Source organism: Polaromonas sp., from assembly GCF_031411155.1.
Classification (GTDB): Bacteria; Pseudomonadota; Gammaproteobacteria; order Burkholderiales; family Burkholderiaceae_C; genus Polaromonas.
Genome location: NZ_JANOAL010000040.1, coordinates 1 through 14,209, shown reverse-complemented (window position 1 = coordinate 14,209; position 14,209 = coordinate 1). Strand labels below are relative to the sequence as shown.

At 64.4% G+C, this 14,209-nt stretch carries 13 protein-coding genes, 1 tRNA gene and 1 pseudogene; 3 read left to right on the top strand and 12 right to left on the bottom strand.

Translation table 11 applies throughout. The features are described from left to right. Window positions 1–169: 169 nt before the first annotated feature. The 5 genes from rimO to RMO23_RS02035 all read right to left on the bottom strand — a co-directional run bounded on the left by rimO (window position 170) and on the right by RMO23_RS02035 (window position 5,967). Window positions 170–1,579, bottom strand: coding sequence for a 30S ribosomal protein S12 methylthiotransferase RimO (rimO, locus tag RMO23_RS02055; protein WP_309678434.1), 1,410 nt, complete (start codon window positions 1,577–1,579; stop codon window positions 170–172). 88 nt (window positions 1,580–1,667) lie between these two features. Then, window positions 1,668–2,273 (bottom strand): polyhydroxyalkanoate synthesis repressor PhaR, encoded by a 606-nt coding sequence (gene phaR, locus RMO23_RS02050; protein WP_405041550.1) that lies wholly within the window; start codon window positions 2,271–2,273, stop codon window positions 1,668–1,670. 162 nt (window positions 2,274–2,435) lie between these two features. After that, window positions 2,436–2,512: transfer RNA gene (locus tag RMO23_RS02045), tRNA-Val, on the bottom strand. Window positions 2,513–2,638: 126 nt separating this feature from the next. Further along, window positions 2,639–4,933, bottom strand: coding sequence for a bifunctional (p)ppGpp synthetase/guanosine-3',5'-bis(diphosphate) 3'-pyrophosphohydrolase (locus RMO23_RS02040; RefSeq protein WP_309678433.1), 2,295 nt, complete (start codon window positions 4,931–4,933; stop codon window positions 2,639–2,641). Window positions 4,934–5,010: 77 nt separating this feature from the next. Further along, window positions 5,011–5,967, bottom strand: a complete 957-nt coding sequence (locus RMO23_RS02035; protein WP_309678432.1) for an alpha/beta hydrolase — start codon at window positions 5,965–5,967, stop codon at window positions 5,011–5,013. Between the two features lie 138 nt (window positions 5,968–6,105). On the opposite strand from RMO23_RS02035, the gene RMO23_RS02030 reads away from it, so the two are divergent. Further along, window positions 6,106–6,888 carry a 3-hydroxybutyrate dehydrogenase gene (locus tag RMO23_RS02030; protein ID WP_309678431.1) on the top strand — a complete coding sequence of 261 codons (783 nt, stop codon included), beginning with the start codon at window positions 6,106–6,108 and terminating at the stop codon, window positions 6,886–6,888. Window positions 6,889–6,907: 19 nt separating this feature from the next. Here the strand turns inward: RMO23_RS02030 and RMO23_RS02025 are convergent, their stop codons facing one another. The 3 genes from RMO23_RS02025 to RMO23_RS02015 are packed head-to-tail and all read right to left on the bottom strand — an operon-like array spanning window position 6,908 to window position 9,900. After that, a complete protein-coding gene (locus tag RMO23_RS02025) occupies window positions 6,908–8,002 on the bottom strand; it encodes an NAD(P)/FAD-dependent oxidoreductase (protein WP_309678430.1) in 1,095 nt (364 codons plus the stop codon). Next, entirely contained in the window at window positions 8,003–9,049 is a 1,047-nt protein-coding gene (locus RMO23_RS02020; RefSeq protein ID WP_309678429.1) for a histone deacetylase family protein, read from the bottom strand. Between the two features lie 5 nt (window positions 9,050–9,054). Next, window positions 9,055–9,900: an N-formylglutamate amidohydrolase gene (locus tag RMO23_RS02015; RefSeq protein ID WP_309678428.1), complete on the bottom strand. Its 846-nt coding sequence runs from the start codon at window positions 9,898–9,900 to the stop codon at window positions 9,055–9,057. Between the two features lie 163 nt (window positions 9,901–10,063). On the opposite strand from RMO23_RS02015, the gene RMO23_RS02010 reads away from it, so the two are divergent. Then, on the top strand, window positions 10,064–10,678 hold the full coding sequence (locus RMO23_RS02010) for an outer membrane beta-barrel protein (protein WP_309678427.1): 615 nt from the start codon (window positions 10,064–10,066) through the stop codon (window positions 10,676–10,678). A 68-nt stretch (window positions 10,679–10,746) separates the two neighbouring features. Here the strand turns inward: RMO23_RS02010 and RMO23_RS02005 are convergent, their stop codons facing one another. Next, window positions 10,747–11,631, bottom strand: a complete 885-nt coding sequence (locus RMO23_RS02005; protein WP_309678426.1) for a LysR family transcriptional regulator — start codon at window positions 11,629–11,631, stop codon at window positions 10,747–10,749. Window positions 11,632–11,724: 93 nt separating this feature from the next. Between RMO23_RS02005 and RMO23_RS02000 the strand changes: the two genes are divergently transcribed. Further along, window positions 11,725–12,201: a multidrug/biocide efflux PACE transporter gene (locus tag RMO23_RS02000; protein ID WP_309678425.1), complete on the top strand. Its 477-nt coding sequence runs from the start codon at window positions 11,725–11,727 to the stop codon at window positions 12,199–12,201. Here the strand turns inward: RMO23_RS02000 and RMO23_RS01995 are convergent. The 3 genes and pseudogenes from RMO23_RS01995 to RMO23_RS01985 form a co-directional block, all read right to left on the bottom strand. Continuing rightward, on the bottom strand, window positions 12,192–13,010 hold the full coding sequence (locus RMO23_RS01995; protein ID WP_309678424.1) for a metallophosphoesterase: 819 nt from the start codon (window positions 13,008–13,010) through the stop codon (window positions 12,192–12,194). The genes RMO23_RS02000 and RMO23_RS01995 overlap by 10 nt on opposite strands. After that, entirely contained in the window at window positions 13,007–13,990 is a 984-nt protein-coding gene (locus tag RMO23_RS01990; RefSeq protein ID WP_309678423.1) for a diacylglycerol kinase family protein, read from the bottom strand. The genes RMO23_RS01995 and RMO23_RS01990 overlap by 4 nt, the downstream gene beginning before the upstream one ends. Window positions 13,991–14,096: 106 nt before the next feature. Then, window positions 14,097–14,209 (bottom strand): annotated as a pseudogene (locus RMO23_RS01985) (SIMPL domain-containing protein); the annotation flags it as partial.

Genomic DNA, 14,209 nt, shown 5'->3' with positions numbered 1-14,209 from the left:
TAGACGCGCACGGTTCAGGTCCGTGTATCGCAAGATGTGGAGATTCGAGTTCTCTCCCGGGCACCAAAATTACCCAAGCAGCTGGTCAAACAGCCGCAGTCAATCAAAATCAAAGCCACTGTCCCCAGTGGCTTTTTTTGTTTCCCACCCTGATTTTTGCTCTCAACAATCAGAACGGCACGGCCACCAGGTCGTGACCCTGGGTGCCGACAATGCGGGCACGCGTGAACTCGCCCACCTTCAGCGTCTTGCTGATTTTCTCGGGGGGCAGCAGCTTGACCACGCCATCAATCTCGGGCGCATCGGCATAAGAGCGGCCAGTGCCGCCCTTGCGCCCCAGCGCCGGCGCCGAATCCACCAGCACCTGCATGGTGGCGCCCACGCGCTGCTGCAGTTTCTGGCTGGACACCGCCTCGGCCACCGCCATGAAGCGGGCTCGCCGCTCCTCGCGAACTTCAAGCGGCAGCATGCCGGGGATGTCGTTGGCGGTCGCGCCCTCCACCGCGCTGTAGGCAAAGCAGCCGGCGCGGTCGATATTGGCTTCACGCATGAAACCCAAGAGGTGCTCGAACTCGGCCTCGGTCTCACCCGGAAAGCCGGCAATAAAGGTGCTGCGAATCACGATCTCGGGGCAAATCTCGCGCCAGCGCGCAATGCGCTCCAGGTTTTTCTCGCCGCTGGCCGGGCGCTTCATGCGCTTGAGCACATCGGGGTGGCTGTGCTGCAAGGGCACGTCCAGGTAGGGCAATACCTTGCCGGTCGCCATCAGCGGCAGCACCTCGTCCACGCTCGGATACGGGTAGACATAGTGCAGGCGCACCCAGGCACCAAAGGGCTCGGCGATTTCACCGAGCGCCTGCACCAGTTCCAGCATGCGGGTCTTGACCGGCTTGCCGTCCCAGAAGCCGGTGCGGTATTTCACGTCCACGCCGTAGGCCGAAGTGTCCTGGCTGATCACCAGCAGCTCTTTCACGCCGCCTTCAAACAGGGCCCGCGCTTCGTTCAGCACGTCGCCAATCGGCCGCGACACCAGGTCGCCGCGCATCGAGGGAATGATGCAAAACGTGCAGCGATGGTTGCAGCCTTCGCTGATCTTGAGGTAGGCGTAATGCCGTGGCGTCAGCTTGATGCCGGCGATGCCGAACGCGTTGGGCACCAGGTCCAGAAACGGGTCGTGTGGCTTGGGCAGGTTCAGGTGCACCGCATCCATGACTTCCTGCGTGGCATGCGGGCCGGTCACTGCCAGCACGCTGGGGTGCATCTGGCGCACCAGGTTGCCGCCGCCCTCGCCGGCCTTGGCACCCAGACAGCCGGTAACGATGACCCGGCCGTTTTCGGCCAGGGCCTCGCCAATGGTGTCCAGGCTTTCCTTGACGGCATCGTCAATGAAGCCGCAGGTGTTGACGATTACCAGGTCCGCGCCCTCAAAGGTTTTTGAAGTCTGGTAGCCCTCGGCACTGAGCTGGGTCAGGATCAACTCGGAATCGGTCAGGGCCTTGGGGCAGCCCAGGCTGACAAAACCCACGCGCGGCGCCAGCTTGTGACGGGGGGATGGGGTCGGGGAAAGAACTTCGCTCATAACCCCTATTGTCTCAGAGCAGGCCGGGTGGGTGGTGAAACCCGCCGAATGACCCGCAACAGAGGCCATCAGGCGGGCAAGGCCATCTTCAGCGCTTGAGCCCGAGCGCCGCCAGCATCTGCTCACTTTGCTGTTGCATCTGCTCCTGCATTTGCGTAAAGACCGTTTTGGACTGCTCGACATAATTGCCCATCATGCCCTGCATCATGGGGGACTTTGCATTCATGAACTGGGCCCACATTTCAGGACTCAGACCTTTGGACTGCTCGGCCATCTTGACCTGCAGGTCCATGAAGCTCTGGACGTTTTTTTCGAGATAGGCACCCATGAAACCCTGCATCGCGTTGCCGTAAAACCGGATGATGTTGGCCAGCACCGCTTCGGTAAACATGGGCGCCACGCCGGCCTCTTCCTCGAGAATGATCTGCAGCAAAATGCTGCGCGTCAGGTCTTCATTGCTTTTGGCGTCGCGCACCACAAACAGCGCGCTGTCCATTACCAGCTGGCGCACTTCAGCCAGCGTGATGTAAGTCGAGGTTTCCGTGTCGTAAAGCCGGCGGTTCGGATACTTTTTGATGACCCGAAGGGGCGCGGCCTTGCCCGCGGCGGCTTTTGCGCCGGCTGCATCCGTGGCCGCGCCTTCCTGAGGCTGGGGCGCGCCGGATTTGAGACTGCTGGATTTGCTTTTTTGCACTGAAGGTTCCTGTGAATGACCGCCTGCGCCAACGCATTGACGCGGCACCGGGACTCGATACATTCTAGGAAATTTGGATATACACAATCCCCTTGGTTTACCCTGCGTGGTCAAAGTTCACCACAAGGGCAACACTCTGCAACAGGAACCGTTTACGGGAATTGGTAGGCGCGATTGGACTCGAACCAACGACCCCCACCATGTCAAGGTGGTGCTCTAACCAGCTGAGCTACGCGCCTAAATCTGTTCGAAGCAGCTATTGTAGCAGCGCAAAACGCCTGTCTTTCCCGGTCCGCAAAAATTGTCAAAAAATATGCGCGTCAAAGTTTGATGACGGCAACCGCCCGCGCGCACGGGTGGCCTGATCAGCGCCGTCGCGCCGAGCGCACGCCGGGCACATCGGCCACAATGCCCAACACCTGTTTGAGCCGGCTCGACTGCGCCACCTCCACCGTGAAAGTCATCCACGCCGTGCCGCCCCGGTTGTCCTTGACCGACTGTGTCTGCACGCCAATCACGTTCATTTTTTCCTTGGCGAACACCTCGGAAATATCGCGCAGCAAGCCTTGCCGGTCGGCCGCCTCCACCGCCACATCGACCGGATAGATCGAGCCGTCGGGTGTTTTGGGCGAACTCCATTCGACCTCGATCACACGATCCGGGCTGCCGCTGGCCATGTTGCGAAAATTGCTGCAGTCGCTGCGGTGAATGCTCACGCCCTTGCCCTTGGTGACAAAGCCAAGAATCTCGTCGGGCGGCGCGGGCTTGCAGCACTTGGCCAGCTGGGTCAGCAAGGAATCTATGCCCACCACCAGCACGCTGCCCTTGCTGCCCTTGCCGTTTTGGCCCGAGCGCTCGGGCTGGCGCGTTTTTTTGGCCAGCACATAGTCGTCCTGCGACAGCACCGGCTCGGGCGGCCTGAGCATGTTTTCAATGGTGCGCAGCGACAGCTCGTCCTTGCCCACCACCTCGAACAAATCGTCGGCCGCCTTGAAGCCCAGCTGCAGTGCCAGGTCGTCCAGCTTCATGGCGGTCTTGCCTTCGCGCTGCAGCAGCTTTTCAACCGCTTCCCGGCCCTTGGCCACGGTCTGCGCCATGACCTGGGCATTGAACCAGGCACGCACCTTGGACTTGGCCCGGTGGCTGGCCAGAAAGCCCAGCTCGGGGTTGAGCCAGTCGCGCGACGGCCCGCCCTCCTTGACGGTGATCACCTCCACCGTCTGGCCGTTTTGCAGCGGCGTGTTGAGCGGCACCATCACCCCGTCAATCCGCGCGCCGCGGCAGCGATGGCCCAGGCTGGTGTGCACGCTGTAGGCAAAGTCCACCGTGGTGGCACCCTGGGGCAGCTCGACAATGGCGGCGTCAGGCGTCAGCACATAGATGCGGTCTTCGAACAGGCCCTTGTTGGCCTCACGCGCGCGCGCCGCCGCCGGGCCGGACAGGTCGCGCTCCCAGGCCAGCAGTTGCCGCAGCACGGCAATTTTCGCGTCGTATTCGCTGTTGGCCGACACGCCGCCGTAGCCTTTGGCGCCCGCCTCTTTATAAGCCCAGTGCGCAGCGACACCATGCTCGGCATGGTCGTGCATGGCCTGGGTGCGAATCTGGATTTCGACCGCCCGGCCGGCTTCATCGCGCACCACGGTGTGCAAGGACTGGTAGCCATTGCTTTTGGGCTTGGCGATGTAGTCGTCAAACTCGCCCTCCACCAGGCTGAAGTGCGAATGCACATACCCCAGGGCCGCATAGCAGCCCTTGACATCGGCGGCAATCACGCGCAGGGCGCGGATGTCAAACACCTGGTCGAAGTCGAGCGACTTGCCGCGCATTTTCTTGACGATGCTGTAGATGTGCTTGGGCCGGCCCTGCACCAGCGCAGCGATGTGGTTCTGGTTGAGCTCGCGCTGCAGTTGCGCCCGCAGGGCCTCCATGAAGCCCTCGCGCTCTATGCGTTTTTCATGCAGCAGCTGGGCAATCTGCTTGTAGGTGTCGGGCTCCAGAAAGCGACAGGCCAGGTCTTCCATTTCCCATTTGATCTGCCAGATGCCCAGCCGGTTGGCCAGCGGCGCAAACACATGCAGCGACTCGTGCGCCAGCGCCGGCGGGGCGGCCTGCCGGGTCGCGGCGTAATGGCGAAGGGTTTGCAGGCGCGAGGCCAGGCGCAGCATGACCACGCGCAAGTCGCGCGAAAAGGCCAGCAGCATCTTGCGCACGTTCTCGGTCTGCGCGGCCGGGTCGTCCAGCAACTGCGCCTTGGCATTGGCGCTGCGCGCCTGGCGCTGCACGCTGACCAGCTTGGTGGTTTCCATGGCCAGCGCGGCATAGTTGGCGCCGAAGGCCTTGGTAATGACTTCCTGCGGCTTGGTTAAATGCTGGCAGCAATGCACCAGGTAGGTGGCGGCCTGCATCGCCTCCGAGCCGCCAATCAGCTTGAGAATTGCCGCCACGGCATCGGCGTGGGCCAGAATGTTTTCGCCCGTGTCCAGTGTTTCGCAGGCGATCAGTGGCTCGGCAAAGGCGCGCGCCCGAGCCAGCGCATGTGGCTGGTCTGGCAGGCTGGCGGCGGTCGCCGTCACGATGGAGGCGTTCGCTCCCTGGGCGCTGCCCGATGCGGCGCCCTGAGAGCCTGGCGGGCCACCCGGCCCGCGCGCATTGCTTTTCATGAAATCCGTCCCTTGTATCGCTTATGTCGCTTATGTCGCTTATGTCGCTTATGTCGTATAGGTCGCTCAGGTCACCCCTAATCCAGCAGAAAACCCGCTACCGCCGCGACCTGGTCGTCAGTCACCAGCGTAGGCGCGTGGCCCACGCCCGCAAACTCCACCAGCTTCGCGCGCGGCCCGCGTTCTGTCATGGCGTGGGCGGTTTGCGGCGTCAGCAAATCGGACAACTGGCCGCGCATCAGCAGCGTAGGCGCCTTGATATGGTCATAGAGTTGCCAAAGCACGGCCTCGCCCTCAAGGGTCGAGGCTTCGGTCGCCTGTTTGAAGGGCACGGCCATGGCCGGGTCGTAATGCAGGCGCAGCGGACTGTCGGGCGCGCTGCTGACGGGCCGCAGCATGGGGCGCGACAGCGCCAGCCACTGCGCCGCCGTGTGCGGGCCAAAGCTGGAGGAAATCGCCCACATCGCATCGGCCGCCTCCTGCACCCCGCCAAAATGCCCGGCCTGGCCCAGATAGGTGCCGATGCGCACAATGGCCGGCCAGTGCAGCACCGGCCCGACGTCGTTCAGCACCAGCCGGCGCAAGGCGGGTCGCGCCGCCCCGCTCGCCGGCGGGGGCAACTCCGGCTGGCCCCACAGCGCGATGCCGATCAGCCCGCCCATGCTGGTGCCCACCCAGTCCAGCGCGGTGATCGGCGACTGCGCCTGCAGCTGGTCGATCAATGCCAGCATGTCGGCCGCATAAGTGGGCAACTGGTAGCCCATGGGGTCTTGCAGCCAGTCGCTCTCGCCGCGGCCGACCACATCGGGGCAGATGACCCGAATGCCGCCCGCCCCGACCGCCCCGCCGGCCTGTTGTGCGGCCCGGTCGCGCAGCGCCTGCGCCAGCACGTCAAAGTCGCGCCCCTGGCGCGACAGGCCATGCACGCACACCACCACATGGCGGCTTTCGGGGTTGCCCCACTGCCAGTAGGCCATGCGGTGGCTGCCCTTGGCTTGGGGGCAGGTGACGTAGTTCAGGCTGGGTTCGGTCATGGGCGGGCAATCGGCTTCACGGGTAAAAGAGGGTGGCAAGGGTCTGGCTTTGACAGGCTGGATAATGGCTCGGCAAACGTTTTCAGCCGCACGGTTCGCGGCGCATATCAACCATCGTAATTCATCCGGAGAATCCTCATGCTCAAAGGTAAAACAGCCCTCGTCACCGGCTCCACCAGCGGTATCGGACTGGGCATTGCCAAGGCGCTGGCGGCGCAAGGCGCCAACATCGTGCTCAACGGTTTTGGCGATGTGGACGGCCCCCGGGCCGAGGTCGAGGCACTGGGCGTGAAAGTGGCCTACCACGGCGCCGACATGAGCCGACCGGCCGAGATCGAAGACATGATGAAGTACGCGGCTGCCCAGTTTGGCCAGGTCGATATCCTGGTCAACAACGCCGGCATCCAGCATGTGGCCAGAATCGAAAACTTCCCGATTGAAAAATGGGACGCGGTAATTGCCATCAACCTGAGCAGCGCGTTTCATGCCACCCGCCTGGCCCTGCCCGCGATGCAGGCCGCCAATGGCGGCAAGGGCTGGGGCCGCATCATCAACCTGGCTTCGGTGCACGGCCTGGTCGGCTCGGCCGAGAAATCCGCCTATGTGGCGGCCAAGCACGGCCTCGTCGGCCTGACCAAGGTCACCGCGCTGGAAAACGCCACCAACGGCGTAACCTGCAACGCGATTTGCCCCGGCTGGGTGCTGACGCCACTGGTGCAAAAACAGGTCGATGCCAAGGCCGCCGCAGGCAGCATCTCCAATGAAGCGGCGACCGCGCAACTGCTGGGTGAAAAAGAGCCGTCGCTGCAATTCACCACGCCGCAAGAGCTGGGCGAGCTGGCGGTGTTTTTCTGCTCGCCGGCAGGCAACAATGTGCGCGGCGTGGCCTGGAACATGGATGGCGGCTGGGCCGCGCAATAAGCGGTGGAATTTGCCGGTTTTAAAGCAGCCGGCTGACGTAATCGCCAATCGCCAGCGCGCTGGTCAACCCGGGCGACTCGATGCCAAACAGGTTGACCAGGCCCGGCACGCCATGCTGGGCCGGGCCCTGAATCAGAAAGTCTTTGGCCGGCTCGCCTTGAGCCTGGATTTTGGGGCGAATGCCGGCGTAGGCCGGAATCAGCGCACCGTCCTGCAGGCCAGGCCAGTACTTGCGCACCTCGGCATAAAAGCCGTCGCCACGCGCCGGGTCCACCACCAGGTCATCGGGCGCCTCGACCCACTGCACATCGGGGCCAAACTTGGCCTGGCCGCCCAGGTCAATCGTCAGGTGAACGCCCAGCCCGGCGGCTTCGGGCACCGGGTAAATCAGGCTGGCAAATGGCGAGCGGCCCGCCAGCGCAAAGTAACTGCCCTTGGCATAGTGGCTGGGCGGCACATGCTGCGCGGCCAGCCCCGCAAAGCGCCGGGCCAGCGCCTGGGCCTGCAGGCCGGCGGCGTTGACCACGCTTTTGGCCTGCAGCTGCGTGCCGTCTTTCGCTATCAAAATAATAGCCGACTGCGCACATTCCGCCTGGGCTAGCGGCGAATTCAGCACCACCAGGCCACCCGTATGCTCGAGCTCACCCTGCAAGGCCAGCATCAGGCCGTGGCTGTCCACAATGCCGGTGCTGGGCGAATGCACGGCCGCCACGCATTCGAGTTGCGGCTCCAGCGCCCTGGCCTGCTCGCGGCTCAGCAGCAGCAGATCGTGCACGCCATTGGCAGCCGCCTGGTCGATGATGGCCTGCAGTTGCGCCACTTGCGCCGCATCGGTTGCCACGATCAGCTTGCCGCAGCGGCTGTGGCCAATGCCGCGTTCGGCGCAGTAGGCGTACAGCAGGTTTTTGCCCTGCACGCACAGCCTGGCCTTGAGCGAGCCCGGCGCGTAGTAGATACCGGCGTGAATCACCTCGCTGTTGCGCGAGCTGGTGCCGGTGCCGATGGCGCTTTCGGCCTCCAGCACCATCACCTCGCGTCCCTGCAACGCCAGCGCCCGCGCCACCGCCAGACCCACCACGCCCGCGCCAATCACCACGCAATCGACCTGCTCCATTCAGACGCCCTCAAAACCTTCGATCACATTGACCGCGTTGGTGCCCAGCGCGGCAGCGGCATAACCGCCCTCCAGCACAAACACCGTGGGCAGACCCAGCGCGCCCAGCCGTTCGCCGAGGCGGCTGAAGTCGCTGCTCTGCAGCGCGAATTTGGAGATCGGGTCTTCGGCAAAGGTGTCCAGCCCCAGCGACAGCACCAGCGCGTCGCTGCGGTAGGCGGCAATACGGCTGCAGGCCTGCTCCAGCGCCTCGAACCAGCGCGCGGTGCTGCAACCGGCGGGCAGCGGCAGGTTCAGGTTAAAGCCCGCGCCCTCCCCGGCGCCGGTCTCGTCGGCATGACCGAGGTAAAACGGGTATTCGGTCAGCGGGTCACCGTGCAGGCTGACGAACAGCACGTCGGCGCGCCCGTAAAAAATGCTTTGCGTGCCGTTGCCGTGGTGGTAGTCGACATCGAGCACGGCCACGCGGGCGGCACCGCCGTCGCGCAGGGTCTGGGCCGCCACGGCGGCGTTGTTCAAGAAACAATAGCCGCCCATGAAGTCGGGACCGGCGTGGTGGCCGGGCGGGCGGCTGCAGCAAAACGCCCCGCGCTCATTGCCGTGACCACCGGCCAGCAAGGCCGCCGCGCTGGCCGCGGCATCAGCACCGGCCTTGGCCGCCGCCCAGGTGCCGGCCGCCAGCGGCGAGCCGTTGTCCATCGAATACAGCCCGAGCCGGGCAATGAAGTTGACCGGCTCGATATCGCTGCGCAGGCTGCGCACCGGCCAGACCGAGGGAAAAGGCTGGCGCTGGGCGTTGCCGGCTTCGAGCAGCGTCCAGTCGCGCCAGGCCTGCTCCAGAAACGCCAGATAACGCGGCGCATGCACCTTGGCCAGCACGGCGCGGCTGTCGGTGTCGGGCGCGCGCAGTGCGTGGCCGCGCGCGCTCAGGCGGGTTTTGACGTACTCGGCGCGCGCCGGGGTTTCAAAGCACGGCACGCGCTCGCCGCGGAAGAACTCAAACTCGGGCGCGTGCGCCTGGTGCAGGTCGTTGAAAAAAGTGATCATGGTGCTCAGAGCCGGCGCGGATCGGTGGCCAGCAGCAGTTCCACCAGCGAGCGCAGATGCGCCTTGAGCGGCTCGAAGCCCGGCGTGATCTCCAGCGTGGCTTCGTTCATGTAGAGCTTGCGGTTGATTTCAAGCTGGATGCTGTGGCGCTGCGCGGCCGGCCGGCTGTAGCGGCGCACCAGTTCCACGCCCTTGTAGGGGTGGTTATAGGCCACGTCGTAGCCCAGCGCGCGCAAATGCTGGCACACCAGCGCCGACAGGGCCGGGCTGGCGGTGCTGCCGTCGCGGTCACCGACCACAAAGTCGGCATGCTTTTCACCCGGAAAATCCGTCGCGTGGCTGGACGCCACGGCCGGCATCGAATGGCAATTGAGGTGCAGGCTGTAGCCGTGCTGGCGGTGCGCGGCGTCTATGGCCTGGGCCACGGCCGCATGGTAGGGCCGCCAGCAGCGTTCTATGCGCGCCTGCACCTCTGCCACGCCGAGCTTGCGGTTGTAGATGGCATCGCCGTCGTCGGTCTCGCGCCAGATCAGGCCCTTGCCCAGACGCACCTTGGACAAAATTTTCGGGTCGGTCTCCACCGGCCCGGGCCAGGGCGCGTCCAGCAGCGTCACATCCATCTCGGTGGTGTTGCGGTTGGCATCGAGGTAGCTGCGCGGAAAATGCGCTTCGACCCAGTGCGCCCCCAGCGCCGGGGCAAAGTCGTAGAGCTTTTCGACATGCGTGTCTTCGGCGCGGCGCAAGGTCGGCAGGCCGCAGGCGTAGCCGAAATCGGGCGGGTAAACCGTCCCGCTGTGCGGGGAATCGAGGACCAGGGCGCGGCTGCCAGGCAGGTGGGTGATGAGCTGCATCTGCTGACTGTAGCAGCTGCTTTTTGCTTTGCCCCGCGTTACGAATATTTCCTTTTTTACGACAGTCATTGATGTTTTTCAAGCAGACAGGCAGGCGGGCCGCAGCTGACGTAAACTGATTCAAAACCCGGGCAAAAACCAATCATCCATTGAAGGAGGCAGCATGCGATCCTTGATTCGGACATTTTCTGCCGCTGTGCTGGCCGTGGCCACGCTGCTGGGGGCGGCCCAGGCCCTGGCCCAAAGCAGCGGCAGCGGCTTGAATGCCAGCGGCTCGTCCTGGTATGTGCCCAATTCCACCTATCTTGGCTTCAATGTCGGCAAGTCCAGCTACTCGCTGGGCAGCGGCGCGGGCGGCTTCGCCTTTGACCAGCGGGACACCAGTTACAGCCTGTATGGCGGCGGCTACTTCAACAACAACTTCGGCGTGGAACTGGGCTACAGCAACTTTGGCCGCATCAACCGCGCCGGTGGCAGCACCAAGGCCGAGGGCATCAACCTGAGCCTGGTCGGCCGCTTGCCGCTGAACTCTTCGTTCAGCCTGCTGGGCAAGGTCGGAACCACCTATGGCCGCACCAAAGTCTCATCGGTGCCGGCTTCCGGCATCGTGGCGGGCCGTGAAACCGGCTTTGGCCTGTCTTACGGCGTGGGCGCCGAATACGCGTTCACCCCGAACTGGTCGGCGGTGCTGCAGTGGGACGAGCATGACCTGAAGTTTCCGGGCGGCAGCCGCGACGGCGTCAGTTCGACCTCGGTCGGGCTGAAATACCGGTTCTAGCTTTGCTATTAAATAGATAGCATGATACGCTTGTTTTGCTTGGGCTAGAGCCAGATTTAATCCATTTTTCAAGTCACTGGCGCGGCCAGCATCTGCTGCAGCAGCCAGGTGCCGGCGCGGCCCAACGGGCGCTGGCGCGACCAGACCGCATCGACCGGCACGCGCCGCGGCCAGCCGCGTGCGTTGAGTTCCTGCAGCCTGCCGGCGCCAAAGCGCGCCACCATCCAGCGCGGAATCGCGGCCCAGCCAAAGCCCAGCACCGCCATTTCCAGCAGCATCAGGTAGCTGGTGGCCGACCAGACCCGCGGCGACGACCTGGCAGCCGACGCGGCCCCGCCGGCGCGCGCCAGGTAGGTGTCCAGCCGCAGCTCGCGAAAATTGGCCAGCAGCTCGGGGGTAAGGTCTGTCATGCCGGCCAAGGCATGGCCGCTGGCCACAAACAGCGTGATTTCGGACTGCTCGGCAATCGTGGCTGAGCCAATATCGGGCGGATAAAGGCTTTGCGCGCCGACCACGCCAATCTGGGCGCGGCCCGACTGCACCAGCGACACCAGGTCGCCGTGCTCGGCAATCAGGCATTCAAATTCCAGCTCGGGAAAGCGCTGCTCAAAGGCCGTCAACATGTCCTCGAAATGGTCGGACTGGTAGGTGTCTGACCAGACCACGCTGAGCCTGGCCTCCAGCCCGCCGCCGAGCTGACTGGCGGCGCGGTCCAGCCGGTCGCTGGCGGCCAGAATCTCCTGCACCCGGCCCAGCACCACCCGGCCATGTTCGGTCAGCGCGGGTTTGCGGCTGCCGCGGTCAAACAGCAGCAGGCCCAGCTCAATCTCCAGGTTGGCAATCGCGCTGCTGACCGTCGACTGGCTTTTGCCGAGTTTGCGAGCGGCGGCGGAAAACGAACCCAGGGTGGCGGCCTCGGCAAAGGCGGACAGGGCTTCAGGGGAATGGCGCACGGGCTCTTTTTATCGATTTTTTAGATGGTTATTGATTTTATTCGATTGACGATAACGATGACAATAGCTCATCACCGATCACCCGCCCACACCATGAGTCTTCAAAAATCCGTCAAGGAACGCTTTTTCCACGCCCTCGGCTTCGAGTTGCTGGCGATCGCCATCTGCGCCCCGCTGGGCGCCTGGCTGCTCGGCCATTCGTTGGCCCACATAGGCCTGCTGACCTTGATGATTTCGCTGCTGGCGATGAGCTGGAACATGGTGTTCAACGCCCTGTTTGACCGGGCCCAGCGCCACATCGGCTTCGAGCGCAACCTGTGGGCGCGCGCGCTGCATGCCACGCTGTTTGAAATCGGCCTGCTGCTGTCGGTGGTGCCGCTGGCTGCCTGGTGGCTGGGCATCAGCCTGTGGCAGGCTTTTGTGCTGGACCTGGGTATCGTGCTGTTCTTTCTGCCCTATACCTTTGTCTTTAACTGGACTTACGACCATCTGCGCGAGAAGCTGGTGGCGCGCCGGCAGGCGGCCCCGGCAGGTCCGGTGCGTGCGCTGGCGCGGCCGAATCAGCGCTGAGGCCGGTCCAGCAGCAGCTCGGTGGCGCTCACCACCCCGAATTGCCGGCTAGCCGCCGAGAAATCCCAGCGTTGGAACTGGCAGGCCGGCGGCTGTCCGGCCGCGGCGTAGCGCAGCATGTTGACCGAGTTGGGCGCCTCCCGGCGCACCCGTGACGACAGCGCGGTGCCGGCCTGCACGCACCACAGGCGCCGGCCCAGGCCCGGCACCGGTACCGACAGGTCGCAGACGTAAGGCAGGTGGATGTGGCCGCCCATCACGATGTCGGCGCCGGCGCTGGCCCAGGCGCGCACCGCCGGCTCCCAGTTGCGCAGGCGGTCATGCTCGTCTTCAGCACGCGGCACCCACACCGGCTGGTGCACCACCACCACGCGCAATTGCTGCGGCCCTGCCGTTTGCAGCTGCCTGACCACGCGCTCAATTTGCTCCGCGCCAACCTCGCCGTTTTTGTGGCGCCAGCGTCGCGTGGTCTTGACGCCAATCACCTGCAGCCAGGGTGTGGTCACGACCGTTTCCACCAGGGGGCCGAAAACCTTCAGGTAATTGCCATAGGGATTGAACAGCCGCTGGTACGGATTGAACAGGGAAATGTCATGGTTGCCCGGCAGCGACAGCAGGCCGGGAATCTCCAGCCGATCACAAAACGCCCGCGCCTGCCGGAATTGCGAAAGGTACGCGCGCTGGGTGATGTCGCCCGACAGCACCAGCACCACAGGCTGGTGCTGTCGGGCCAGGTCGACCAGCGCCTGCAGCACGTCCCGCTGCTGCGTGCCGAAATGCGGGTCCGAGATGTGCAGCAGGCAGCTCATGCCACGTCGGCCCTGTCGGCAGGTGCCGGCACCAGCAGCAGCAAGGGCTCCGGGGCCACCTGAAAAACCAGCGGCGTCTGCATCCATGCGATCTCGCCGTCGGTGGCAACCTTGATGCGCCTGAGCCCTCTGGGCGTCACGGTCAGGCGCCGAAACGAAAAGCTGTCGATGTTTTCCGCATCGCCCAGGCGCCCGAGCAGGCCGCGCAACAACAAGCCGAAAAGTGCCGGCGTGCCGATGGGCCGCACCACAATGCCGGCCAGCTGGCCCTGCTCCACCGCATCGGCATCTTTTTCTTCGATTCCCACCCGCGCCAGTTGCAGGTGGTTGTTGCCGACGAACAGTGTGGGGGTGCGAAGCGTGACCGGCAAGTCAGCCCGCTTGCCCGCGGCCTCGATATGCAGCTGCAGCTGCCGGCGCGCCTGAAACAGCGTGGCGATGCCGGAGACAAAGGCCACCAGGCGACTGCGCCCAAACTGCTGCTTCCAGGCCTCGCGGTTTTCCAGCAGTTCGGGGTACAGGCCGACGCTGGCATTGACCAGGAAAAACCGGTCATTGAGCTGGCCCACCTGCACCGGCGCGATGCTGGCACCGAGCAGCGCGGCCGCGGCCGCCCCGGCCTCCTGCGGTATCGCGTGGGAACGGCCAAAGTAGTTGAAGGTACCTTGCGGTATGACGCCAAAGGGGCAGCCACTGCCCAGCACGACGCTTGCCACGGCATTGATGGTGCCGTCGCCGCCCGCGGCCACGACCACGCCGCCGCGCGCCTTGGCCAGCGCTACCGCGCGCCGGGCAACAGCGCCGATGCGCGCCGGATCCTCAATCGGCAAAAACTCAAATTCACGCCCTGCCTGCTTGAATACATCGGCGATGACCTGCTGTTCATCACCGGCATTGTGGTGGCCCGAACCCGCATTCATCACCACGAACAAAGGCCCGTGGCGCGCGGCCTGCTGCGTCAGTGCATCAGAAAATGTCATGCGCAAAGCATAAGCGTCGCCCGCTCTCAGGCCTGTCAGCCAACAGCGCTTTCAGCGGGCGGCGCCTGGCCGCCCAGACCCGGGACAACGCCCGGGAACTGCGCCATTACCTCATCTGCACCGAGCCGCTGACATTCACCAGCACCGTGCTTTTACCGGCTTCGACCGGCACGGCGGCATCGGCCATTTCAGACTTGGCCTGCATCGCCATCACACGCG